This window comes from Streptomyces pseudovenezuelae, from assembly GCF_001513955.1.
Lineage (GTDB): Bacteria > Actinomycetota > Actinomycetes > Streptomycetales > Streptomycetaceae > Streptomyces > Streptomyces pseudovenezuelae.
Genome location: NZ_KQ948148.1, coordinates 49,890 through 73,293, shown reverse-complemented (window position 1 = coordinate 73,293; position 23,404 = coordinate 49,890). Strand labels below are relative to the sequence as shown.

General features: G+C 71.1%; 22 protein-coding genes. 10 read left to right on the top strand and 12 right to left on the bottom strand.

From position 1 onward, the window contains the following. Positions 1-19 precede the first annotated feature (19 nt). The gene (locus AQI94_RS20765; RefSeq protein WP_031042717.1) at positions 20-1,303 is read right to left on the bottom strand and encodes an ion channel protein; all 1,284 of its coding nucleotides are present in this window, start codon (positions 1,301-1,303) and stop codon (positions 20-22) included. A 111-nt stretch (positions 1,304-1,414) separates the two neighbouring features. On the opposite strand from AQI94_RS20765, the gene AQI94_RS20760 reads away from it, so the two are divergent. Next, the gene (locus AQI94_RS20760) at positions 1,415-2,176 is read left to right on the top strand and encodes a MerR family transcriptional regulator (RefSeq protein WP_031042713.1); all 762 of its coding nucleotides are present in this window, start codon (positions 1,415-1,417) and stop codon (positions 2,174-2,176) included. A 17-nt stretch (positions 2,177-2,193) separates the two neighbouring features. On the opposite strand, the gene AQI94_RS20755 is transcribed toward AQI94_RS20760, so the two are convergent. Beyond that, the gene (locus tag AQI94_RS20755; protein ID WP_031042712.1) at positions 2,194-2,562 is read right to left on the bottom strand and encodes a YbjQ family protein; all 369 of its coding nucleotides are present in this window, start codon (positions 2,560-2,562) and stop codon (positions 2,194-2,196) included. 133 nt (positions 2,563-2,695) lie between these two features. Between AQI94_RS20755 and AQI94_RS20750 the strand changes: the two genes are divergently transcribed. After that, the gene (locus tag AQI94_RS20750; RefSeq protein ID WP_031042708.1) at positions 2,696-3,562 is read left to right on the top strand and encodes a DedA family protein; all 867 of its coding nucleotides are present in this window, start codon (positions 2,696-2,698) and stop codon (positions 3,560-3,562) included. A 29-nt stretch (positions 3,563-3,591) separates the two neighbouring features. Here the strand turns inward: AQI94_RS20750 and AQI94_RS20745 are convergent, their stop codons facing one another. Both AQI94_RS20745 and AQI94_RS20740 read right to left on the bottom strand, forming a co-directional pair. Further along, positions 3,592-5,259: a threonine/serine exporter family protein gene (locus AQI94_RS20745; RefSeq protein WP_031042705.1), complete on the bottom strand. Its 1,668-nt coding sequence runs from the start codon at positions 5,257-5,259 to the stop codon at positions 3,592-3,594. Between the two features lie 101 nt (positions 5,260-5,360). Beyond that, on the bottom strand, positions 5,361-5,852 hold the full coding sequence (locus tag AQI94_RS20740) for an inorganic diphosphatase (RefSeq protein WP_007383738.1): 492 nt from the start codon (positions 5,850-5,852) through the stop codon (positions 5,361-5,363). A gap of 79 nt (positions 5,853-5,931) precedes the next feature. On the opposite strand from AQI94_RS20740, the gene dacB reads away from it, so the two are divergent. From dacB to folE, 6 genes are all read left to right on the top strand, one after another. Next, complete coding sequence (gene dacB, locus AQI94_RS20735; RefSeq protein WP_225890226.1) at positions 5,932-7,572, top strand: D-alanyl-D-alanine carboxypeptidase/D-alanyl-D-alanine endopeptidase; 1,641 nt, start codon at positions 5,932-5,934, stop codon at positions 7,570-7,572. 66 nt (positions 7,573-7,638) lie between these two features. Next, positions 7,639-8,766 (top strand): zinc-dependent metalloprotease, encoded by a 1,128-nt coding sequence (locus AQI94_RS20730; RefSeq protein WP_031042701.1) that lies wholly within the window; start codon positions 7,639-7,641, stop codon positions 8,764-8,766. Positions 8,767-8,959: 193 nt separating this feature from the next. After that, the gene (gene tilS / locus AQI94_RS20725) at positions 8,960-10,003 is read left to right on the top strand and encodes a tRNA lysidine(34) synthetase TilS (protein ID WP_031042697.1); all 1,044 of its coding nucleotides are present in this window, start codon (positions 8,960-8,962) and stop codon (positions 10,001-10,003) included. Positions 10,004-10,056: 53 nt separating this feature from the next. Further along, on the top strand, positions 10,057-10,617 hold the full coding sequence (hpt, locus tag AQI94_RS20720; RefSeq protein WP_020122574.1) for a hypoxanthine phosphoribosyltransferase: 561 nt from the start codon (positions 10,057-10,059) through the stop codon (positions 10,615-10,617). A gap of 206 nt (positions 10,618-10,823) precedes the next feature. After that, a complete protein-coding gene (ftsH, locus tag AQI94_RS20715; protein ID WP_031042693.1) occupies positions 10,824-12,857 on the top strand; it encodes an ATP-dependent zinc metalloprotease FtsH in 2,034 nt (677 codons plus the stop codon). Positions 12,858-12,978: 121 nt separating this feature from the next. Then, a complete protein-coding gene (gene folE, locus AQI94_RS20710) occupies positions 12,979-13,584 on the top strand; it encodes a GTP cyclohydrolase I FolE (protein WP_031042690.1) in 606 nt (201 codons plus the stop codon). 42 nt (positions 13,585-13,626) lie between these two features. Here the strand turns inward: folE and AQI94_RS20705 are convergent, their stop codons facing one another. The 6 genes from AQI94_RS20705 to AQI94_RS20680 form a co-directional block, all read right to left on the bottom strand. Continuing rightward, positions 13,627-14,112, bottom strand: coding sequence for a DUF3180 domain-containing protein (locus tag AQI94_RS20705; RefSeq protein WP_031042687.1), 486 nt, complete (start codon positions 14,110-14,112; stop codon positions 13,627-13,629). Between the two features lie 68 nt (positions 14,113-14,180). Continuing rightward, complete coding sequence (gene folK / locus AQI94_RS20700) at positions 14,181-14,792, bottom strand: 2-amino-4-hydroxy-6-hydroxymethyldihydropteridine diphosphokinase (RefSeq protein ID WP_031042685.1); 612 nt, start codon at positions 14,790-14,792, stop codon at positions 14,181-14,183. Then, positions 14,789-15,148, bottom strand: a complete 360-nt coding sequence (folB, locus tag AQI94_RS20695) for a dihydroneopterin aldolase (RefSeq protein WP_031042682.1) — start codon at positions 15,146-15,148, stop codon at positions 14,789-14,791. The genes folK and folB overlap by 4 nt, the downstream gene beginning before the upstream one ends. 236 nt (positions 15,149-15,384) lie before the next feature. Next, positions 15,385-15,888 (bottom strand): nuclear transport factor 2 family protein, encoded by a 504-nt coding sequence (locus AQI94_RS20690; RefSeq protein WP_031042679.1) that lies wholly within the window; start codon positions 15,886-15,888, stop codon positions 15,385-15,387. After that, entirely contained in the window at positions 15,885-16,790 is a 906-nt protein-coding gene (gene folP, locus AQI94_RS20685) for a dihydropteroate synthase (protein WP_062229873.1), read from the bottom strand. The genes AQI94_RS20690 and folP overlap by 4 nt, the downstream gene beginning before the upstream one ends. Before the next feature lie 110 nt (positions 16,791-16,900). Beyond that, a complete protein-coding gene (locus tag AQI94_RS20680) occupies positions 16,901-18,712 on the bottom strand; it encodes a phosphatidylglycerol lysyltransferase domain-containing protein (protein WP_031052489.1) in 1,812 nt (603 codons plus the stop codon). Between the two features lie 174 nt (positions 18,713-18,886). On the opposite strand from AQI94_RS20680, the gene AQI94_RS20675 reads away from it, so the two are divergent. Continuing rightward, positions 18,887-20,029, top strand: coding sequence for an alpha/beta hydrolase (locus AQI94_RS20675; protein WP_031052491.1), 1,143 nt, complete (start codon positions 18,887-18,889; stop codon positions 20,027-20,029). A gap of 129 nt (positions 20,030-20,158) precedes the next feature. Beyond that, positions 20,159-21,505: a hypothetical protein gene (locus tag AQI94_RS20670; protein ID WP_167364514.1), complete on the top strand. Its 1,347-nt coding sequence runs from the start codon at positions 20,159-20,161 to the stop codon at positions 21,503-21,505. A gap of 40 nt (positions 21,506-21,545) precedes the next feature. Here the strand turns inward: AQI94_RS20670 and AQI94_RS20665 are convergent, their stop codons facing one another. Both AQI94_RS20665 and AQI94_RS20660 read right to left on the bottom strand, forming a co-directional pair. Then, entirely contained in the window at positions 21,546-22,889 is a 1,344-nt protein-coding gene (locus AQI94_RS20665; RefSeq protein WP_062229871.1) for a PH domain-containing protein, read from the bottom strand. Then, a complete protein-coding gene (locus tag AQI94_RS20660) occupies positions 22,886-23,389 on the bottom strand; it encodes a PH domain-containing protein (RefSeq protein WP_031061349.1) in 504 nt (167 codons plus the stop codon). Before AQI94_RS20660 ends, AQI94_RS20665 begins: the two co-directional genes overlap by 4 nt. Positions 23,390-23,404: the final 15 nt, after the last annotated feature.

Sequence of the window (23,404 nt, the reverse complement as noted above, 5' to 3'; positions counted from 1 at the left end):
CTGAAGGGATCAACGTCGGTCAGCGGACAGGGGTTCCGTCCTCGCGCAACTGCATCTGCGGTCGCCCCGTGACCAGCAGCCAGGCCGGCAGGGAGGCGATGCACAGCAGCGCGAGGATCGCGGGCGAGGCCACCAGTACGGCGGCGGTGAACAGGCTCACCCAGGCCTGCCGGGTGACGGCGAGCAGGACGCCCAGCACCCCGGCCGCCACGCCGAGGGCCGGGTGCACGGCGTCCACGAGCGCGTGGGCGCACAGTCCGAAGGCGACACCGACGAACACGGCCGGGAAAATCCGCCCGCCCCGGAAGCCGCAGGAGGCCGCGACGAGCAGCGCCGCCAGCTTCACCACCGCCATGCCGGCGAACTGTCCGGCCGACCACCCCGTCGGGTCGGCCGCCAGCTCGTCGATCTCGTCGAGCCCCTTGAAGAGCGTCAGACGGCCGCCCAGGGCCCCGAGCAGCCCCAGTACGAGCCCGCCGACGGGCAGCATCAGCATCGGGTGCCTGAGCCGCGCGAACGCGCCGTGGACGTGGGCGAAGGCCAGCACGGCCGCCATGCCGAGCAGTGCGGCGGCCGGCGCGATCACCAGCACCGCCAGCAGATCGGCCCAGCCGGGCCGCCCGAAGGCGGGCAGCCGCAGGTCGAAGCTCGGATGGGCCAGCACCGTGGTCGTCAGCGCGCCGGTCGCGGCCGCCAGCAGCGGCCCGAAGACGCTGTCCCACAGCGCGCCCCTGAGCTGCCGTCCGGCCAGCGCCTCGGAGATCACCAGCGCCGCCGCCACCGGCGTCCCGAACAGCGCGCCGATCGTCGCCGCCTCCGCCAGCGCGGGCCACAGCCCGCGCGGCAACCGCGGGGACAGCCGGCGCCCGAGCCAGAAGGCGAGCCCCACGTTCACCGCGATGATCGGGTTCTCGGGTCCCAGACTCGGCCCGCCCGCGAGCATCAGCGCGGTCGCCAGCAGGAGCCCCGGCAGCACGGCGACCGGCAGCACGGGAGCGTCCAGCCCGGTGGTCGCCGGGTCCGGACCGGCGTGCCCGGGGACCTTCCACACCACCAGACCTACGGCCACCCCGGTCGCGGTGAGCATGACCAGCATCCACAGCACCGAGTACCGGCCCACCCCCAGTGCGTCCGGCAGATCGCCCCACAGCACGTGCTGGAGCTCCTCGGCCGCCCCGCTCACCCCGAGGAGCAGCAGACTCGCACCCACCCCGACGACGAGAGCGGGGAGGATCAGCGGCAGCAGAGCGCGCGCCGGGGTCGCCGGGGCGGCGGATGCCTGCTGCGCGGTGTCCTGGGCCACCCGCTCACGATAAGCGGACAAAACGGTCAGGACATTCTGAGGGGATCCACTTGCACCTCACGCGGCGTGAGGAGCCACCGTGGAGCGCGTACCGAGAAGGGAGCGGACGAAGTGAGCTATTCCGTGGGACAGGTCGCGGGCTTCGCCGGCGTCACGGTGCGCACGCTGCACCACTACGACGACATCGGCCTGCTCGCCCCCGGCGAGCGCAGCCACGCGGGTCACCGGCGCTACAGCGACGCCGACCTCGACCGGCTGCAGCAGATCCTGTTCTACCGCGAGCTCGGCTTCCCGCTCGACGAGGTCGCCGCCCTGCTCGACGACCCGGCCGCGGACCCGCGCGCGCACCTGCGCCGCCAGCACGAGCTGCTGACCGCCCGGATCGAGAAGCTGCAGAAGATGGCGACGGCCGTGGAGCACGCCATGGAGGCACGCACGATGGGAATCGACCTCACGCCGGAGGAGAAGTTCGAGGTGTTCGGGGACAAGGACCCGGAGCGGTACGCCGAGGAGGCGGAGCAGCGCTGGGGCGGCACACAGGCGTACGCCGAGTCGCAGCGCCGCACCGCGCGCTACACCAAGGACGACTGGCAGCGCATGCAGGCCGAGGTGGCCGACTGGGGCGAGCGCTACGACGCCCTGATGGCCGTCGGTGAGGCGCCCACCTCGCCGACGGCCATGGACATGGCGGAGGAGCACCGGCAGCACATCTGCGGCTGGTTCTACGACTGCCCGTACGAGATGCACCAGGGCCTGGCCGAGATGTACGTGTCGGACGAGCGCTTCAAGGCGTTCTACGACTCCATGCGCCCGGGTCTGGCCGAGCATCTCAGGGACGCGATCAGGGCGAACGCGGCCCGGCACACCGGGTAGAACGCCTGACCCGGGGGCTACGGCTCCCGGGTCAGGACCACCGCCGTGCCGTAGGCGCACACCTCCGTGCCGACGTCCGCCGCCTCGGTCACGTCGAAGCGGAACATCAGCACGGCGTTCGCGCCCCGCGCGCGTGCCTGCTCGACGAGCCGCTCCATGGCCTGGTTGCGGGTCTGCACCAGTGTCTTGGTGAGTCCCTTGAGCTCGCCGCCGACCATCGACTTCAGGCCGGCGCCGATCTGGCTGCCGATGTGCCGGGAGCGCACGGTCAACCCGAAGACCTCGCCCAGCACCTCCTGGACCCGGTGACCGGGTACGTCGTTCGTGGTCACCACGAGCACGTCGGGCCGAGGCCCCTGACCGCCGCCGTATTCTTCAATACCCATGGCTCACAGCTTTGTCCCGGACGGCGCACAGTGCATCCTGAGGACCCCCATGGAACCTGGGCCACCGCGGCTGCGTTGATACTTGAGGGCAGCCAGTCCCAGCCCGATCCCCACACGCAGGAGCCACAATCCCGTGACCACGCTCGCGCTCGGCCCCGAGTGGCTCAGCCCCGACTACCTGATCGAGACCTTCAGCCTCCCCGGAATCCTGCTGATCGTCTTCGCCGAGTCGGGTCTCTTCGCGTTCCTGCCGGGTGACTCCCTGCTGTTCACGGCGGGTCTCTTCGTGGCCGAGGGCACCTTCATCAGCCAGCCCCTGTGGCTGGTGTGCGCGCTCATCGTGCTCGCGGCCGTCCTCGGCGACCAGGTCGGCTACATGATCGGCAAGTTCTTCGGCCCGCGGCTCTTCAGCCGCCCCAACTCCAAGCTCTTCAAGCAGGAGAACCTGGAGAAGGCCCACGAGTTCATGGAGAAGTTCGGCCCCAAGGCCATCGTCCTGGCCCGGTTCGTCCCGATCGTGCGGACCTTCGCCCCCATCGTGGCGGGCGCCGGCCGGATGAAGTACCGCACCTTCCTGACGTACAACGTCATCGGCGGCGTGGCCTGGGGCACCGGCGTCACCCTCGCCGGCTACTGGCTCGGCCAGATCGACGCCATCAAGAAGAACGTCGAGGCGATCCTGGTCCTGATCGTCCTGGTCTCGGTGGTCCCGATCCTCATCGAGTACCTGCGCGAGCGCTCCAAGAAGAAGAAGGCGGCCGCGCAGGCCCCGCCCCAGCAGCCGTACCAGCCCATGGACGACGCGACCACCCAGCTGCGCCGCATCCCGTCCGAGGACGGGCAGCAGCCGCCCCAGCAGTACTACGGCCAGCAGCAGCCGTACGCCCAGCAGCCGTACGCCCAGCAGTACCCGCAGCAGGGCTACGGCCAGCAGCAGAGCTATGGCCAGCAGCCTTACGGCCAGGAGAACCAGCAGAACCCGTACAACCAGGGCTACTGAGACCCACAGAGGGGCGCGGCCGCCGAAGCTCAGAACCCCCGCGTCCGCTTGGCGGCCCGGCGCTTGCCCGCGGAACCGACCCTCAGGAACAGCCGGGAGATCTCGGACCCCAGGTTGACCCCGATGGCGATGGCCATGGCGAGCGCCGCCGCCTTCGACAGGGACACCAGTCCCTCGTCGACCTCGTTCCCGGCGATCGACAACAGCCCGAAGTACGTGGCGGAACCCGGCAGCAGGGGCCCGATCGCCGCGGTCGTGTACGGCAGTGCGGAAGCGAACCGGTACCGCGACAGCAGCTGCCCGAACAACCCCACCAGCCCCGCAGCCACCGCCGTGGAGGCGACCGGGGAGAACTCGCCGGTGTAGCGCATCGCGCCGTACACACACCACGCGACACCGCCGTTCAGGGTGACGGCCAGCACGGTGGATCGTTCCTGCTGCAACAGCACCGCGAAGGTCAGCGACAGCAGCATCGACGCCGCGATCTGCCACAACGGCCGCGGATCCGTCGACAGTGCCTCGTCGGGATTGAGATGCGCCCCCAGCTGCACCCCGACATAGAGCATCACCAGCACGCCCACCACGATGCCCACGAAGAAGTACATGACCTCCAGGAGCCGGGCCGACGCGGTGATGTAGAAGCCGGTCAGGCCGTCCTGGACGCCCGCCACCAGCGCCCGTCCGGGCAGCAGCGCGAACAGCCCACCGGTGATGACCGCGGACGCCTTCACGTCCACGTGGGCCAGCGTCAGCGCGATCCCGATCGCCGCGGGCGGCATCGCGGCGACCGTGAACTGGTAGAACTCCGGCAGCCCGCGCCCGGCGCACAGCCACGCCAGCCGGTCGCCGAGCATGGCGCCCAGCATGGCCGCCACGAACACCAGCAGGTCACCGCCGACCAGCACCGAGGCCGCGCCCGCGAGCAGCCCGCTGGCCGAGGTGAGCACCCAGGTCGGATACGGGTGCCGGTTGCGGCGGATCTCCGCGAGGCGCCGGTAGGCGTCCTCCAGGGAGATGGCCGTCTCGGGGTCGCTGAGGTCGTCCACGAGCCGGAACACGGCCGCCAGGCGCGTGTAGTCGGTACCGCGCCGCCGCACCGTCCTGGAGGCCGTCACGGGGTCGTCCACGAGCGAGGGCTGGTACGAGATCGACAGCAGCGTGAAGGTGACGTTCGGCTCGCAGCGGTCCAGGCCGTAGGACCGGCAGACGGCGAACATCGCCGCCTCCACGTCCTCCGCGCCCTCACCGCCCGCGAGCAGCAACTCGCCGATACGCAGGGTCAGGTCGAGCACGCGCGGGACGGCAGGACCGGCGTCGTCCTCGGACTTCTGCACCGGCTCCGGCGCGGGCCGCTCGGCCACCGGCATCCGCAGCATCGTGCGCATCCGGTCCTGCCAGGGCAGGTCCTTGGTGAGACTGACCACCGGGATGCCGGTCGCCGGCGTGAACGCGGGCGGCGCGTCCTTCGCGCGGTAGGTGCGAGGCGTGTTGAACGCCGAGCCCTCCGGCTCCGCGGCCGGCGACTGCGGAACCTCCAGCCCCTTGGGCAACGCGAACTCGGACGTGGTCTCCGGTTCACCCCCGACGGTTCTCGGCACGGCGAACCCGTCGGGAAGGGCGAACTCGGACGTGATCTCGGAGTCGTAGAAACTCCTGGCCTCGTCCGACTGCGGCTTGCGGTGCTCCGCCTCCGTCACTCCGTAACGCTCCCTGAACGACACATTCCGTAAGCCTCAGTATGCGCGGGCGCACGAACGGGCCGCACGCGTGCGCGTGCGGCCCGTCCGGGACACGGCGCTCAGTGGCCGCCCTGGTCCTTGAAGCGCTTGTAGGACCGCTCGATCTCGGCCTCGGCGTCCACGCGGCCGACCCAGTCGGCGCCCTCGACGGACTTGCCGGGCTCCAGGTCCTTGTAGACCTCGAAGAAGTGCTGGATCTCCAGGCGGTCGAACTCCGAGACGTGGTGGATGTCGCGCAGGTGCTCCACGCGCGGGTCCGTCGCCGGGACGCACAGCAGCTTGTCGTCGCCGCCCGCCTCGTCCGTCATGCGGAACATGCCGATCGCACGGCACTTGATGAGACAGCCCGGGAACGTCGGCTCGTCAAGAATGACCAGCGCGTCCAGCGGGTCGCCGTCCTCGCCGAGGGTGTTCTCGACGAATCCGTAGTCGGTCGGGTAGGCGGTCGAGGTGAAGAGTCGACGGTCCAGGCGGATCCGACCGGTCTCGTGGTCCACCTCGTACTTGTTCCGCGAACCCTTCGGGATCTCGATCGTGACGTCGAACTCCACCGGTGGCTCCTCCATGATCAACACATAGTTCTGGTGGTTAAGTGTCCCTCACGCAGGTGTGTGATCGCGAAAGGGGCTGTTGGTCGTGCCTGAACTGAGGCCTTGGCGGGCCGCGGGACCGCGGGTGACGCGGATCGCGAACGCCGTACGACCGCGTCTGGCACGCGCCGCGGACGCCGTACGCCCGGGACTGACCCGGGCCACGGATACCGTACGGCCGTATCTGGCACGGACCGCCGCCGCCGTGAAACCGCAGGTCACACGGTTCACCGGGATGACCCGGCCGGAGACCGTCAAGACCTGGCAGTACTCCGCGGGCGCCGCCACCGCCGGTCTGGCGCTGGCCGCCACCGTGGTGACCGCCGCCGGTCCGTGGGACTCCTCGGGTCAGCGTACGGCCGAGCGGGACCGGGCGGTCGCCCTCGAACGGACGGGTGGCACAGATCACGCAGGTGATTCCGGCACGACGGCCGCCGGTCCGCGCCCCGCCCCGAGCGCCGCGTCCGTGCTCACCGCACTGGGCGGCGGGGCCAACACGGTCAAGTCCGCCCCCACCGGAAAAGCCCTGGCCGCCGTCCTCGGCCCGCTCCTCGGCAACACCGCGCTCGGCGCCCGCCACACGGCGGTCGTCGTGGACGTCGCCAGCGGCAGGCGGCTCTACGGCGCGGGCGCCGGCACGGCCCTGATCCCCGCCTCCACCACGAAGATCGCCACCGCCGTCGCCGCCCTGTCCGCCCTCGGCGCCGACCACCGCCTCACCACGCGCACGGCCCTGGAACCCGACACCCAGGAACTCGTCCTCGTCGGCGGCGGCGACCCCACGCTCACCGCCCGCGAGGACGGTGGGGGAGGGTGGGCGAGCCTGCGCGAACTGGCCCACGAGACCGCCGCGGCCCTCAAGAAACGAGGCATCGCGGCCGTCACGCTGTCCTACGACAAGACCCTGTACGCGGGTTCCGAGATCCACCCGATCGGGGTCAACGACAACCTCGCCCCCGTCAGCGCGTTGATGGCGGACGAGGCCCGCACCGACGACTCCGCGAGCGGCCCCGTCGCGCGCGTGAGCGACCCGGCGGCGGACGCTTCCCGCACGTTCGCGCGCTTCCTGGCGGACGACGGCATCAGGACGACGTCCCCCGGCCCCTCCAAGGCGACCGGGCGCGCCGAGAACCTCGCCCAGGTCTCCTCACCGCCCTTGTCCGCCCTGGTCGAACGCATGCTGACCAACAGCGACAACGACATCGCCGAGGCCCTCGCCCGCCAGACCGCCGTGGCGGACCGGCAGCGCGCCGACTTCGAGGGCGGCGGCACCGCCATCCGCGACCGGCTCAGAAAGCTCGGACTCCCGCTCGCCGGCGCCCAGTTCCACGACGGCAGCGGACTCGACCGTGCCGACCGGCTCACGGCGAACCTGCTGACCGCCCTGCTGGTGAAGGCGGGCGACCCGGACCGGCCGGAACTGCGCCCCGTCCTCACCGGCCTCCCGGTGGCGGGCTTCACCGGCACTCTGACCAGCCGTTACACCGACGGCGCGGCAGGGGTCGTACGGGCCAAGACGGGCACCCTGACCGGGGTGAACACCCTGGCCGGGACGGTCGTCGACCAGGACGGCCGGCTGCTGGCCTTCGCGTTCCTGACCGCGGACACCACGGACCCGGGGGCGGCGCAGAGCGCGCTGGACCGCACGGCCTCGGCGCTGGCCGCCTGCGGCTGCGGCTGACCCGGCGTCCGCGTTGCCCTCCCGCGCGGCCTGCCCCAAGCGGGACCGCTCACGTACGGTTGACGCATGACGAGCATCGGTGGTGCCGAGATGGTCGACTGGAATCTCGCGGTGGCGACCGCGACCCGGCTCGTACGGCCGGGCCCCGACGTGAGCCGCGACGAGGCCCGGGCCGTCGTCGCGGAACTGCGCCGGCACGCCAAGGCCTCCGAGGAACACGTCCGGGGCTTCACCCGGATGGGTACGGAAGGCGTCCACGACACTCCCGTGCTCGTCGTCGACCGTCCGGGCTGGGTCCGGGCGAACGTCGCCGGGTTCAGGGAGATCCTCAAGCCGCTCCTGGAGAAGATGCAGGAGCGGCGCGGCAGCACCCCCGGCGGCGCGGTCCTCGGCGCCGTCGGCGGCAAGGTGACCGGCGTCGAACTCGGCATGCTGCTGTCGTTCCTGTCGTCCCGGGTCCTCGGCCAGTACGAGACCTTCGCCCCGGCCACCCGCGAACTCCCGGCGGGGGAGAACGGCGGCGGCCGACTCCTCCTGGTGGCCCCGAACATCGTGCACGTGGAGCGTGAACTCGACGTCCAGCCCCACGACTTCCGCCTGTGGGTGTGTCTGCACGAGGAGACGCACCGCACCCAGTTCACGGCCGTGCCCTGGCTGCGCGACCACCTGGAGGGCGAAATCCAGTCGTTCCTGGGGGAGACCGAGGTCGACCCCATGACCGTCCTGGAGCGCATCCGGGAGGCCGCCCAGTCGCTGGCCGGCGGCCGGCCCGAGGGCGAGGAGGACGAGGACGGCGGGCGCTCCCTCGTGGAGATCGTGCAGACGCCCGCGCAGCGGGAGATCCTCGGCCGCCTCACCGCCGTGATGTCCCTCCTGGAGGGCCACGCCGACTTCGTCATGGACGGAGTGGGTCCGGCCGTCGTGCCGAGCGTCGCCGAGATCCGCGAGAAGTTCCAGCAGCGGCGGGCCAAGGGCGCCTCCCGCCTGGACATGGCCCTGCGCAAGCTGCTCGGCCTGGACGCCAAGCTCCGGCAGTACCGCGACGGCGAACGCTTCGTGCGGGCCGTCGTCGACCAGGTCGGCATGGACGGCTTCAACCGCGTGTGGACCTCACCCAACACCCTCCCGACCAAGACGGAGATCGCCAAACCGGCGGACTGGGTCGCGCGGGTGCACCGCAAGGCCGAGTCGTGAACCGTGTACGGACGTCGTGAGAGGAATTCGGCCGACGGCAGGCGAACGCCCCTTCAATCACCCGTCCGAGGGACCGTGAGCGATGGGTAGGCGTGCAATGCTCGGGGAACGTCCGGGTTCTGTCACCATCTACACACTCTGAGTGACCGAACCTCGGGCTCACCCCCCGAAAACTTCATGAAGGGAACCGGACATGGGTCCCCATCCTGCGGTCGCGGCGATACGCCTGGCGGTCCGCCGCGTCCTCCACGACCTCCTCACCGACCAGCACGCCTCCCGCGACCAGCACGCTCCTGTCGCACAGGGCCCGCACGAGCAGCCGCCGTCGCCGCTCGTCCTCGTGGCCTGCTCCGGCGGCGCCGACTCCATGGCCCTCGCCTCCGCCCTCGCCTTCGAGGCACCCAAACTCGGCCTCCGCGCCGGCGGCGTCACCGTCGACCACGGCCTCCAACCCGGCTCCGAGCTGCGCGCCGAGGAAGTCGTCCTCAGGCTGCGCGAACTCGGCCTGGACCCCGTCGAGTCCACCGCCGTGACCGTCGGCCGCGAAGGCGGACCCGAGGCCGCCGCGCGCGACGCCCGCTACGCCGCCCTCGACGCCGCGGCCCAACGCCATGGCGCGGTCGCCGTTCTGCTCGGCCACACCCGCGACGACCAGGCCGAAACCGTCCTGCTCGGTCTCGCCCGCGGCTCCGGCATCCGCTCACTGTCCGGGATGGCCGCGGTCTCGGGGGCCGACGGCCGTTATCGCCGCCCCTTCCTGGCGCTCGACCGGCAGACCGCCCGCAAGGCCTGCATGGTCCAGTCCCTGCCCGTGTGGGACGACCCGCACAACACCGACCCCGCCTACACGCGCTCCCGGCTGCGCCACGAAGGCCTGCCCGCCCTGGAGAAGGCCCTCGGCAAAGGAGTCGTCGAGGCCCTCGCGCGCACGGCCCAGCTCTCCCGCGACGACGCCGACGCCCTCGACACCTGGGCCCGCCAGGCCGAGGCCTCCGTACGCGACGCGGCCGGTCTCCTGGAGTGCGCCAAGCTCTACGCGCTGCCGCCCGCCGTGCGCCGCCGCATCCTGCGCCAGGCGGCCATCGAGGCCGGCGCCCCGGCCGGGTCGCTGTTCGCCCGCCACATCGAGGAAGTCGACCGGCTGATCACCGGCTGGCGCGGGCAGGGGGCCATCAATCTCCCGGGCAAGGTCGTGGCCCAGCGGCAGGGTGGCAGACTGGTGATTCGGCAAGGCTGAACCCTTGCTCCCCATTGGGGGGTGTTGGGCGGCCGCTGGGACGACCGAAAGTGATGCGGGTGGACGCGAAAGACATGGGTGCCGACCTCAAAGAGGTACTCATCACCAAGGAAGAGATCGACGCGAAGCTCGTGGAGCTCGCCGCGAAGATCGACGCGGAGTACGCGGGCAAGGACCTGCTGATCGTCGGTGTCCTCAAGGGCGCGGTGATGGTCATGGCCGACCTCGCCCGGGCGCTGTCCACCCCCGTCACCATGGACTGGATGGCCGTGTCGTCCTACGGCGCGGGCACCCAGTCCTCCGGCGTGGTGCGGATCCTCAAGGACCTCGACACCGACATCAAGGGCCGGCACGTCCTGATCGTCGAGGACATCATCGACTCCGGCCTCACCCTGTCCTGGCTGCTGTCCAACCTGGGCTCGCGCGAGCCGGAGTCGCTCAAGGTGTGCACCCTGCTGCGCAAGCCGGACGCCGCCAAGGTCGCCATCGACGTCGAGTGGGTGGGCTTCGACATCCCCAACGAGTTCGTCGTCGGTTACGGTCTCGACTACGCCGAGAAGTACCGCAACCTCCCGTTCGTCGGTACGCTCGCGCCCCACGTCTACGGCGGCTGAAACGTGGCTGCAGCGACCGCTGAGCCAAGAGAGCCGTCTTTGTAGGACGATCGGGAACCCCGGCGGGTTTCGCGCCGTTGGAGCATGCAGACGGGCCTGCCAGCCCTCCCGTGCGGCTTCGGGCGACAATGCTGGGGTACCGTCAGAAGAACTGTCTTATCAAACTCACTATGGCAGGAGGGACGGGGCGGCACCGCTCCGTATGGATGGACGTGAAGCGATACTTCCGTGGGCCGGTCATGTGGATCGTGCTGGCCGTCCTTGCCGTGGTCGTGTTGATGCAGGTCGTCGGCTCGTCCGGCGGCTACAAGACGGTGGACACCGGCCAGGTCGTCCAGGCGATCAATGACAACAAGGTCGAACAAGCCAAGCTGACCACCGGCGACGAGCAGACCATCAAGGTCCAGCTCAAGGACGGCGAAAAGGTCGAGGGCAGCTCGAAGATCCAGGCGAGCTACATCGGCGACCAGGGCGTGACCATCGCCAACACGCTGCAGACCAAGTTCCAGGACAAGCAGATCCCCGACGGGTACACCGTCTCGCCGACGAAGCAGAACGCCTTCGTCGGGATCCTGCTCTCCCTGCTCCCCTTCGTCCTCATCGTGGTCGTCTTCCTGTTCCTGATGAATCAGATGCAGGGCGGCGGCTCCCGGGTCATGAACTTCGGGAAGTCCAAGGCGAAACTCATCACCAAGGACACCCCGAAGACGACGTTCTCGGACGTCGCGGGCTCGGACGAGGCCGTCGAGGAGCTCCAGGAGATCAAGGAGTTCCTCCAGGAACCGGCGAAGTTCCAGGCAGTCGGGGCCAAGATCCCCAAGGGCGTACTCCTGTACGGCCCTCCCGGCACCGGCAAGACCCTGCTCGCGCGCGCCGTCGCGGGCGAGGCCGGTGTCCCCTTCTACTCGATCTCCGGTTCCGACTTCGTCGAGATGTTCGTCGGTGTCGGTGCCTCCCGAGTGCGTGACCTGTTCGAGCAGGCCAAGGCGAACGCCCCGGCGATCGTCTTCGTCGACGAGATCGACGCGGTCGGCCGCCATCGCGGCGCCGGCCTCGGCGGTGGTCACGACGAGCGCGAGCAGACGCTGAACCAGCTGCTCGTAGAGATGGACGGCTTCGACGTCAAGGGCGGCGTGATCCTCATCGCCGCGACGAACCGGCCCGACATCCTCGACCCGGCTCTTCTGCGACCCGGCCGCTTCGACCGCCAGATCGCGGTCGACCGCCCGGACATGCAGGGCCGTCTGGAGATCCTCAAGGTCCACCAGAAGGGCAAGCCGGTCGCGCCCGACGTCGACCTGTCGGCGGTCGCCCGTCGTACGCCGGGCTTCACCGGCGCGGACCTGTCGAACGTGCTGAACGAAGCGGCGCTCCTCACGGCGCGCAGCAACCAGAAGCTCATCGACAACCACATGCTCGACGAGGCGATCGACCGTGTGGTGGCCGGCCCGCAGAAGCGGACCCGGATCATGTCGGACAAGGAGAAGAAGATCACCGCGTACCACGAGGGCGGACACGCCCTGGTCGCGGCGGCTTCCCCGAACTCCGATCCGGTCCACAAGATCACGATCCTCTCCAGAGGCCGTGCTCTGGGCTACACGATGGTCCTGCCGGACGAGGACAAGTACTCGACCACGCGCAACGAGATGCTGGACCAGCTGGCCTACATGCTGGGCGGCCGCGCTGCCGAGGAACTGGTCTTCCACGACCCGACCACCGGCGCTGCGAACGACATCGAGAAGGCCACCGCAACGGCCCGCGCGATGGTCACGCAGTACGGCATGACCGAGCGTCTGGGCGCCATCAAGTTCGGCGGCGACAACACCGAGCCCTTCCTGGGCCGGGAGATGTCGCACCCGCGCGACTACTCGGAAGAGGTTGCCGCGCTGGTCGACGAGGAGGTCAAGAAGCTCATCGAGACGGCGCACAACGAGGCCTGGGAGATCCTGGTCGAGAACCGCGACGTCCTCGACCAGCTGGTGCTCCAGCTGCTGGAGAAGGAGACGCTGAACAAGGAGCAGATCGCCGAGATCTTCGCTCCGATCGTGAAGCGTCCTCCGCGGCCGGCCTGGACCGGCTCCTCCCGCCGCACCCCCTCCACCCGTCCGCCGGTGCTCTCCCCCAAGGAGCTCGCACTGACGAACGGCGCCAACGGCGCGACCCCGGCGATCAGCACCGCCAAGGCCACCGCGTCGGAGCAGGCCACGGAGGCCGTTCCCGAGGAGCGACCCGAGAGCTGACGCTCACCCGGCCCGCCCGGTGACCTCACCGGGTCCGGAATGGATGCCGCGCCCCCCAGGTTTTAGCCTGGGGGGCCGCGGCGTTTTTCGGCCGTGAGGACTCTAGGAACGAGGCACCAGAATGACCGACCCCGTGACGTTGGACGTCGAGGGCACCATCGGCGAGTTCGACGAGAAGCGTGCCGAGAACGCCGTGCGCGAGCTGCTGATCGCGGTCGGGGAGGACCCGGACCGCGAGGGGCTCCGGGAGACGCCGGGGCGGGTGGCCCGGGCGTACAAGGAGATATTCGCGGGGCTGTGGCAGAAGCCCGAGGACGTGCTGACCACGACGTTCGACCTGGGCCATGACGAGATGGTGCTCGTGAAGGACATCGAGGTGTACTCGACCTGTGAGCACCATCTCGTGCCGTTCCGGGGTGTTGCCCATGTCGGATACATTCCGGCCACCACCGGCAAGATCACGGGACTGTCCAAGCTGGCCCGGCTCGTGGACGTCTACGCCCGTCGCCCGCAGGTGCAGGAACGACTCACCACGCAGATCGCGGACTCCCTGATGGAGATCCTGGAGCCGCGGGGCGTGATCGTCGTCGTGGAGTGCGAGCACATGTGCATGTCGATGCGGGGCATCCGCAAGCCCGGCGCCAAGACGCTCACCTCGGCCGTGCGCGGTCAGCTGCGGGACGCGGCGACGCGGAACGAGGCGATGAGCCTGATCATGGCGCGGTGACGCGGCGCTGCTTCACGCCGGTGTCCCCGACGCCGTCGCCCTTCAAGCCGTTGACGTAGCGCCGGTGTTCCGGTCGTCGTCCTCCGGCAGCTTGCACACCCGCTCCAGGAAGATCGCCGCCGCTATCACCGCGATGCCCGCGACGACCGAGAAGCCGGCGTAGATGGCCTGGTCGCGGCGGGCCGGGATGTCGAGGGACTCCAGGAGAAGGACGCCGGTGCCGCCGTACATGCCGGAGACGAGGGCCGCGACCAGCGCGCTGGCCTGGCCGAAGACGACCGCGCGGGCCGCCATCAGGGGATCGACGCCCTTCGCCTCGGGGACCCGCTCGCGCTGGGCCTTGAGACGGGCCCGCAGGGAGAGCGCCGTGGCCATGAGGACCACGGCGATCAGGGCGAGGACGATGGGGGCGGCCAGCGGGACACTGGGCAGGGTCCCGATCGAGTTCCACAGACGGGCGCCCGCCCAGGACAGGATCCCGGCCACGGCGAAGACGCCTGCCAGCAGCCTGATGCGCAGCTCTCTCACGGTGCCCCTTCAGCTCCCCCGAGGTCCTTGGGCGGTCCCACGGATGGTGGTCGTCTTGACCTTAACGGCTATTCGGGCAGCCGGAGTTCCAGGTCCTTGCGTGCTTCCACGCCGTTTCGCGTGACCGTGTCGAGGAGAGCGGCGACCGGGCCGCGGCCGGGCAACTGGGCCTCCGGCTCCACGTCGTGCCAGGGGACGAGCACGAACGCGCGCTCGTGGGCACGGGGGTGGGGCAGGGTGAGGATCGGATCGTCGGAGACCACCTCGGCGTACGACACGATGTCGACGTCGAGGGTGCGCGGGCCCCAGCGCTCGTCCCGCACCCGGTTGAAGGCCTCCTCGACCGCGTGGGCCCGCTCCAGCAGGGAGGACGGGGGGAGCGTGGTCTTCAGCACGACGACCGCGTTGAAGTACGAGGGCTGGCTGTCGGCGGCGACGCCCCACGGCTCCGTCTCGTAGACGGGGGAGACGGCCTTGACGCGGACGCCGGGCGTGTCCTCCAGCGCGTCGATGGCCCCCTGGAGCGTCTCCAGACGGTTGCCGAGGTTGGAGCCGAGGGAGAGCACGGCGCGCTTCGGGTTGTGGAGGGTGGCGTCGGCGGCGTCCACCTGCTGCACGACGGAGGCGGGCACCGGCTGAACGGTCGGGTCGCTGTGACCCGCGGCGAAGGACGCGGTCATACTCGGCTCCGGGTGATGGTGACGGTCACGTCGTCGAAGGGCACGGTGATCGGCGCGTCGGGTTTGTGGACCCTGACCTCGACCTCCTCTACCCGCTCGTGTTTCAGACAGGCCTGGGCGATGCGTTCGGCGAGCGTCTCGATGAGATCGACGGGCTCGCCCTGGACGACGGCCACGACCTCCTCGGCGACGATGCCGTAGTGCACGGTCTTCGTCAGGTCGTCGTCGGCGGCGGCCGGCCGGGTGTCCAGCCCGAGGACGAGGTCCACGACGAAGGTCTGGCCCTTCTCGCGCTCCTCGGGGAACACCCCGTGGTGCCCGCGGGCCTTCAGGCCGCGCAGCGCGACACGATCCACGCGAATCACTCCTGCAATCGTCGGTGACGGCCGGTCCGTACCGTGTGCGGGCGGTACCCCGGCCTCGAACGAATCTACCTGCGAGCACCGACAGGACCGGGCCACGGGGCCGCGGCCGGTGCCGGGGTCCGGAGGTTTCACCGTGTGTTTCCCCCGGGGAACCCGGCGGCTCACGGGTTGGTAGCCGCCCCTACCCCGGGGTTCGTGATTCCAACCACTTCTTGGTCCCGACGGGTTCAGGAAGGCGTTTCCTCGTCCTCGTCCTCGCCGTTCTCGGCCAGCACCGGGGAGGCGTGGTGGGACCACAGCTTCCAGCCCTCGGAGGTGCGGCGGAACACGTTCGTGGCGACCACCAGCTGGCCGACGAGCGGGCCGAGCTCCTCGCCGCCCTCGGGGGCTGGGCCGCCGCTGAGGATGTTCTCGGTGCAGGTCACCAGGGCGGTGTCACCGGTGACGGAGACATGCACGTCCGTGAGGAAGAACTGGATGTAGTCCGTGTTCGCCATGATCAGCGCGTACGACCTCAGGACCTCGCCGCGCCCGGTCAGCACGGGCCAGCCGGGATGCACGCAGGAGACCACGCCGACGTCCGCCGGGTCGTGGTAGGTCTCGTCGACGCCCAGGTCGGCCGGGGTGAGCCAGAGTTCGGACACCGTCTCGAAGTCGCCGCGCTCCAGCGCCTCGTAGAAGGCGGTGTTGGCGGCCTCCACCTGCTCCACGTCGGTGTGGGGGGCGCTCACCGGGCTCCTTCCGCGCCGTTGTCCGCGGCGCGCGCGCTGTCGGTGCGCGCTCCTTCCACGGCGCGGGCGACCCGTACCGCGTCGGCCGTGGCGCGCACCTCGTGCACGCGCACCGCCCACGCGCCGGCGTGCGCCGCGAGCGCGGAGACGGCGGCCGTGGCGGCGTCGCGCTCGCGGGCGGGCGGCGGGGCGCCCTCGGGCCCGGCGAGGACACGGCCGAGGAACCGCTTGCGGGAGGCGGCGACGAGCAGGGGGTGGCCGAGACCGAGGAGGCGGTCGAGGTGGGAGAGGAGGACCAGGTCGTGCTCGGCGTCCTTGGAGAAGCCGAGGCCCGGGTCGACGACCACCCGGTCGGGGGAGATGCCGCCCGCGAGGACGGCGTCCACACGCGCGTGGAGCTCGTCGATCACCTCGGCGACGACGTCGGCGTAGACACCCCTGACGTTGCCGCCCTCCAGGAAGCCCCGCCAGTGCATGACGACGAAGGGGGCGCCCGCGTCGGCGACGACCGGGATCATCGCGGGGTCGGCGAGGCCGCCGCTGACGTCGTTGACGAGACGTGCCCCGGCGGCGAGGGCCTGTTCGGCGACGCAGGCGCGCATGGTGTCGACGGAGACGGTGACGCCCTCGGAGGCGAGGCCGCGGACGACGGGGATCACGCGCCGGAGTTCCTCGGCCTCGTCGACGCGGGTGGCGCCGGGGCGGGTGGACTCGCCGCCGACGTCGACGAGGTCGGCGCCCTCCTCGACGAGGGCCAGGCCGTGCTTGACGGCGGCCGCCGTGTCGAACCAGCGGCCGCCGTCGGAGAAGGAGTCGGGGGTGACGTTCACGACCCCCATGACCGCGCAGCGGTCCCATTCGGGAAGGCCGGCGACGCGCCCGCGTCCGCTCTGCTTGCTCATGCGTTCAGCCTAGGCCCAGCGTGGAGCCGCCGGAGCGGGTGGCCCGGACGGAGGCCCCGGGGCTGGAGGAGGGGCGGGGCTTCCGTCCGGGCCGGTCCGGGAGCGAGCGGTCAGGCCGCTCTCACGTCGCGCTCCGCGACCGCGTGGGCACACGTGCGTGCGGTGTGCGAGCGGCGGCGCAGGAAGCGCGGCAGCGGGAGGGCCAGGTTGACGAAGCCCTCCGCCTGCATGGCGGCGAAGCCGATGCGCGGGAGGTCGCCGGAGGCCCGGTACACGACGAAGCGGGGCTCCCAGCGGGGCTGGAACTTCGCGTTGAACTTGTACAGGGACTCGATCTGGAACCAGCGGGACAGGAAGACCAGCAGGCCCCGCCAGGCGCGCAGCACCGGGCCCGCGCCGATCTTCTCGCCGCGCGCGAGGGCCGAGCGGAACATCGCGAAGTTCAGCGACACGCGCGTGATGTCGAACTTCGGGGCCGCCTGCAGGGCGGCGACGATCAGCAGTTCGTTCATACCGGGGTCGGCGGAGCGGTCCCGGCGCATGAGGTCCAGGGAGGCGCCGTCGGTGCCCCACGGCACGAAGTGCAGGATCGCCTTGAGGTCGCCGTACGGGCCGGGCTGGTCGTCCGCCTTGTGGGCGGTGGCGATCAGGCAGTCGCCGTCGGCGAGGTCGCCGATGCGGCCCAGGGCCATCGAGAAACCGCGCTCGGTGTCCGTGCCGCGCCAGTCCTCGGCGGCCTGCCGCACCCGCTCCAGCTCGGTCTCCCCGAGGTCACGTACGCGCCGCACGCGGGTCTCGTAACCGGCCCGCTCGATGCGCTTGACCATCTGGCGGACATTGCGCATCGCGCGGCCGGCGAGCGAGAAATCCGCGACGTCCACCACCGCCTCGTCGCCCAGTTCGAGGGCGTCCAGACCGGTCTCGCGGGTCCAGACCTCACCGCCGGTCTCCGAGCAGCCCATGACGGCGGGCGTCCAGGAGTGCGCCTTGGCCTCGTCCATGAAGCGTTCGATGGCGCCCGGCCAGGCTTCCACGTCGCCGATCGGGTCGCCGCTGGCGAGCATCACACCGGAGACGACGCGGTAGGTCACCGCCGCCTTGCCGCTGGGGGAGAAGACGACGGCCTTGTCGCGGCGCAGCGCGAAGTGGCCGAGCGAGTCGCGGCCGCCGTGCTTGGCCAGCAGCGCCCTGAGGCGGGACTCGTCCTCCTCGGTGAGCTGTGCGGCGGGGTGTTCGGGACGGAAGGCGAGGTAGATCGTGGTGATCGCGGTGAGCAGGCCGAGGGCGCCGAGCGAGACGCCGACGGTCCACGAGGTGTCGCCCTGGTAGTCGACCGGGCCCTCGAAGCCGAAGAGGCCGTACAGGACGTGGGTGATGCGGTCGGCCAGGCTCGGGTCGCCGACCAGGCGGTTCGGGTGGACGCTGACGATGATCAGCCCGAGGACGAGGGAACCGGCGCCCATGAGGACGAAGTTGGCGAGCGCGCGCCAGCGGCTGCGCGGGTCGGGCAGTGCCCTGAACTGGTCGCGGTGGCGCACGAGCGGTACGAGCAGGGCGAGCGAGATGGCCGCCCCGACGAGTGAGTGGCGGTACGTGAACTGCGCCAGCGCGCCCGCCGGCAGCAGGGCCACGGCCGCCCGCCAGGCCCGGCGCTTGCGGCGCCGGAGACCGTGCGCGAGCAGCAGCAACAGCACGCCGGTGCTGAGCGAGAGCGCGGCCGCGAACGGACCGAGCGCGCCGGGCAGCACCTCGGCCATGGTGTGCATACGACTGTGCCGGAAGCGTGGGAAGACGCCGGCGGCGATGTCCAGAAGCCCTACGAGCGCGGCGGCTCTGGCGACGAGGACGGGGACGGCCTCGGGGCGCGGACCGTGCAGTGCACGCCGCAGCCGTGTTGATCGGATCGGAACCCCGCCCGACATTTCCTCATCTGTCCTGACAGACATCGCATCCCGTGGTTCTGCGAGTGACTTTGGATCCGGAGCCCTGATTCGGGCATCCGGCGACATTGCGCCCTCTAGGACGGTGTCTCGTGAGGAGAGGTTCACTCACCTCCTCAAAGCCGTTTCAAAGGCCGAGGAAAGCGAAAGCAAGCAATGGGTCTCACGAGCAACAACACGCTGGTGCCGGCGGTCCTGGCCGCCGTGGCGCTCTTCGCCGGCACGGTGTGGCTCTGGCCACGGCTGGCGCGCCGTGGCTGGCGGTCCGTCAGCGGCCGCATCGGGCTGCTGCTCGCGACGCAGCTCCTGATCTTCGTGTCGGTGGGACTCGCCGCCAACCAGGCCTTCGGCTTCTACGCCTCCTGGGCCGACCTGTTCGGCCGGGAGACCGACCAGGGCGTGGTGGTCGACCACACCCCGGGCAACCGGTCGAGCGGGCCCCTGAGGGTGACCGAGATCGGGGGCGTGCCCGGAAGGAGCGGCTTTCGGCCGTCGTCGGTCGGGCAGGTCCAGAAGGTCGACATCGTCGGCCCCACGTCCCACATCGCGAGTCCCGCGTACGTCTATCTGCCGCCGGAGTATTTCCAGGAGCGTTATCGCGCGCGCACCTTCCCCGCGTCGGTCGTGCTCACCGGTTATCCGGGCACCGCGAGAGCGCTGGTGGACAAACTCCACTATCCGCGCACGGCTCTGGAACTCACCAAGGACGGCCGTATGGAGCCGATGATCCTGGTGATGCTGCGGCCGACGGTGGCGCCGCCGCGGGACACCGAGTGCGCGGACGTTCCGGACGGCCCGCAGACCGAGACGTTCTTCGCCAAGGACCTTCCGGAAGCGGTGACCGCGCACTACAGGGTGGGCAGGGAACGGGGGAGTTGGGGGATCATCGGTGACTCCACGGGCGGGTACTGCGCGCTGAAGCTCGCCATGCACCATCCCCAGGTGTACGCCGCCGGGGCGGGCCTGTCCCCGTACTACAACGCGCCCGTCGACCCCACCACGGGCGACCTCTTCCAGGGCGACAGGAAGCTGCGCCACCTCGCGAACCTGTGGTGGTGCCTCAAGCACCTGCCTGCGCCGGACACCTCACTGCTCGTCAGCAGCAGCAAGGTGGGCGAGAAGAACTACAAGGACACCTTGAAGTTCATAGAGCGGGTGAAGGCGACGGAAACGACACGGATCTCGTCGATCATCCTCGAAAGCGGCGGGCACAACTTCAACACCTGGCGGCGGGAGATCCCGGCGACCCTGGAGTGGGTCAGCGGGCGACTGGGCGGCCGATCAGCGATCGGTGAGTGATCGACGAGTGATCAATACGCCGAATTCGGCGGCCGTTCCGATTCCTGATGTCGGGTGAAGGCCGAGGGATGGCTGTGTTTTTACGGGGCGGGGCACCAAGGTTCGCCTACTCGCGGTAAGTTTCTGGCCATGCCACGTGGACGTCACCGCCATTCCCCGCCTTTGCACAGGCTGCTGCCGCCGTCGGCGATCGCAGGCGTCGCGCTCGTCTGCGCCTTCGGCCCCTGGGTGTTCTCGCAGCAGGCCGTGCTGCGCGTGATAGCCGCCTTCGCCGCGGCGGTCGCGGTCGTCGGGGCGGCCGTCATGCGCCGCTGGGACGCGCAGGCGGGCAAGCAGGTCGCCGACCTCACGCGCGCGCGGGCGAGCGACGAGTGGCGGCACGAGGAGCGGGTCGCCGAACTCGAGACCGACCTCGAGGAGTCGCGGGAGCTGCGCGTCAAGCTGGAGCAGCGGCTGCGGGCGAAGCGCGCGGAGCTGGCGGGCCTGCGCAACGAGCACGCGGCGCTGCTGCGGCGGTACGCCACGGCGGAGACCGAGCGGGCGAGCGCCCTGGAGGGCCGCCGGCTGCTGGAGATAGAGGCCGCCCCGGCGCGGGCACTGCCGCCGGCCGAGCAGGCCGACGCACAGACCGCGGCGGAGGCCGCCGAGAACGGGCCGGAGACCGAGGCCGAGGCGGGGACCGCGGCCGAGGAGACTTCCGGGGACACGGAGACTTCCGCGGACGGCACGGCTGCGGAGGACGGCAAGACTTCCGCGGACGGCAAGACCGCTGAGGACGGCAAGACTTCCGAGGACACGGAGGAGAAGCCGGAGCTGCCCGCGATCTTCTCCCCGGAGGGGTCCCGCTTGTTCCTGCGGGCGAACGCGGCGCTGAAGCGGCTCGACGAGGACGGCGACGGTCCCGTCAGGACGAAGGCGAAGCCCGACCTCAAGGCCGACCCCGAGACTGACCCCAAGACCGCCCCCAAGGCCGCCCCCAAGACCCAGGCCGACTCGAAGGAGCAGCCGGCGCACGCCGGTTCGGCCGCGGCGGACACCGCCGGCACCGAGGCGGAGGCCGCGCAGGAGGACGAGGCGCGGGGGAAGCCCGAGGCGGTCGACGGGCATGAGCGCGCGGCCGCCACCACCACGGCGAGAGCCGCCCAGCCGCAGCAGCAGCCCGCCGGGCACTTCATCGCGCCGACCGCGGTGGCGGTCGTGCCCACGGCTCCCGTGCGACGCCCGCGAGTCGAGGGCGGGTTCGACTTTTTCGGCACCAAGGGCGAGGCCTCGCGGGACGCCCTGGAGGCCGTGCAGAACGAGGACCTCGCCGACGTCGTCGGCCAGGAGGCCCTCGCCCTGCACAAGGCCGAGTCGGAGGCGGATTTCAAGCCGGCCGACGAGGAGTCGCGCGGCATCGGCCAGGTCATCGACCTGACGGCCCACGACGAGACGGAACAGATCGACCTCCAGGGGCTGCGCAGCGCCGTGTCCTGACGGACGCACCGATACGCACGGAGACCCCGACGGGGCACGGTCAGACCATCCAGCGGTCGGGCCGTGCCCCTTTCCGTCCCGTCCGCGACCTCTCCGCCTGCGCGCCGAGCAGCTCCGCGGCCTCCTGAGCGTCCCTCAGACGAGCCGTGACGGTCTTGTTCGCTCCCGTGTCCACATGAACGTCCGCGACCCGCCACAGCCGCTCCCAGGGCCCCTGCGTGACGCGTACGCTCTGGACCTTCGCGTGCGGGACGAGCGCCAGGCTCCGGCGCAGCAGCCCCTGCCGGGAGGCGAACACCGCGTCGGTGACGGCGAGTCCGTGGCCGCGCCACCACAGGGGTACACACCGCCGGGCCCGGCGCGGGGGCCGCGCCAGCGCCGACAGCGGCGGCACGGTCACCCCGGGCAGCACGCGCGCGACGACCGCCTCGGCGGCCTCGCGCGGGGCGACCGGCACCAGCACGGAGTTGGACGACCCGGCCACGTCCAGCTCGACGCGCACCCAGCCGCGCCGCCGCCACAGCAGCGGCTCCACGATCCGTACGGTCTGCACCCGGCCCGGCGGCACCGTCTCGTGGGTGCGGTCCAGGAGGCCGTGGTCGATGCGCAGCCCGTCCGGGGACTCGCCCACCGTCCAGTCGTACTCGGAGACGAACCGCCCCACGCTGCTCGCCCCCGCCGCGCCGAGCAGCGGCACGGCGGTCGCGAGGACCGTCCACAGACTGTGGGTGGCCCACCACAGCAGCGGCGGTACGACGAGCGCGGCGACCAGCGCGCCCCAGGTGGCGCCCGTCAGCACCAGGGAGAGCGCCAGATCGCGCGGGGGTGTGCGCAGCAGCTCGCGCGCCGGGGCCTCGCCGACCTCGTGCGCGGTCTCGGGCGCGAACCCGGCGGCACGCGCGAGGAGTTCCGCGCGCAGGGCCCGGGCCTCGTCCTCCCCGAGGAAGGCCAGTTCGTCCTTCTTGTCGGTGCCGACGACGTCCAGCCGGAGCTTCGCGACCCCGGCCACGCGCGCGAGGAGCGGCTGGGTGACGTCGATCGCCTGGATCCGCTCCAGCCGGATGTGCGCGGTGCGCCGGAACAACAGGCCGGTGCGGATGCGCAGTTCGGTGTCGGTCACCGCGAAGTGGGTGAACCACCAGGTGAGAAAGCCGTAGAGGGCGGCGGCCGGGACGACGACGGCGAGGGCGATCAGCAAAGTGGTGGTCGTCAGCCGGGTGAGCTGGCGCTGCGCCTGGTCGGGGTCGTGCACGGCCCACCCGATGACGACGGCGACCGGCGCCCACGCCCGCCTGAGCGGCGTTATGGGATGCAGCCGCCGTTCGGAGACGGGTTCCTTCTCCGGCTTCTCCGCCACGGCGTCGTCGACGCCCGGCGTGGTCACAGGCCCGCCGATCGGGCCTCGCCGAGTTCGGTGAGCCGGTCGCGCAGCCGCTCCGCCTCGGCCGGGTCGAGGCCGGGGATGGTCGCGTCGGTCGCGGCGGCGGCGGTGTGCAGCTGGACGCTCGCCAGCCCGAAGTGCCGCTCCACGGGCCCGGAGGTGACCTCCACCAGTTGCATGCGGCCGTACGGCACGACGGTCTCCTCGCGCCACAGCACACCCCGGCTGATCAGCAGGTCGTTGGCGCGCTCGGCGTAGCGCCAGGAGCGCCAGTTGCGGCCGAGTACCACCCAGCCCCAGCCGGCGAGGGCGAGCGGCAGCAGCGCGAACGCCGCCCAGAAGGGCCCGCAGAGCAGACCGAGCAGCAGCCCGAGCCCGACGGCGAGCAGTCCCAGCCACACCACCAGCAGCATCCGCCGCATCCGCAGCAGGCCCGGCGGCAACCCGATCCACACCGGTTCGCCGCCCGTGACCTCAGTGTCCTGCCCGCTCCCCGTCTCCATGGGGCCAGCGTACGT

What these genes read in the sequence shown, in the direction of transcription:
- AQI94_RS20755 (WP_031042712.1), bottom strand. Translation starts at nt 2,562, where the DNA reads ATGGGTATTGAAGAATACGGCGGCGGTCAGGGGCCTCGGCCCGACGTG.
- AQI94_RS20730 (WP_031042701.1), top strand. Translation starts at nt 7,639, where the DNA reads ATGACGAGCATCGGTGGTGCCGAGATGGTCGACTGGAATCTCGCGGTG.
- tilS (WP_031042697.1), top strand. Translation starts at nt 8,960, where the DNA reads ATGGGTCCCCATCCTGCGGTCGCGGCGATACGCCTGGCGGTCCGCCGC.
- hpt (WP_020122574.1), top strand. Translation starts at nt 10,057, where the DNA reads ATGCGGGTGGACGCGAAAGACATGGGTGCCGACCTCAAAGAGGTACTC.
- ftsH (WP_031042693.1), top strand. Translation starts at nt 10,824, where the DNA reads ATGGACGTGAAGCGATACTTCCGTGGGCCGGTCATGTGGATCGTGCTG.
- folE (WP_031042690.1), top strand. Translation starts at nt 12,979, where the DNA reads ATGACCGACCCCGTGACGTTGGACGTCGAGGGCACCATCGGCGAGTTC.
- folK (WP_031042685.1), bottom strand. Translation starts at nt 14,792, where the DNA reads ATGACCGCGTCCTTCGCCGCGGGTCACAGCGACCCGACCGTTCAGCCG.
- folP (WP_062229873.1), bottom strand. Translation starts at nt 16,790, where the DNA reads ATGAGCAAGCAGAGCGGACGCGGGCGCGTCGCCGGCCTTCCCGAATGG.
- AQI94_RS20680 (WP_031052489.1), bottom strand. Translation starts at nt 18,712, where the DNA reads ATGTCGGGCGGGGTTCCGATCCGATCAACACGGCTGCGGCGTGCACTG.
- AQI94_RS20675 (WP_031052491.1), top strand. Translation starts at nt 18,887, where the DNA reads ATGGGTCTCACGAGCAACAACACGCTGGTGCCGGCGGTCCTGGCCGCC.
- AQI94_RS20670 (WP_167364514.1), top strand. Translation starts at nt 20,159, where the DNA reads ATGCCACGTGGACGTCACCGCCATTCCCCGCCTTTGCACAGGCTGCTG.
- AQI94_RS20660 (WP_031061349.1), bottom strand. Translation starts at nt 23,389, where the DNA reads ATGGAGACGGGGAGCGGGCAGGACACTGAGGTCACGGGCGGCGAACCG.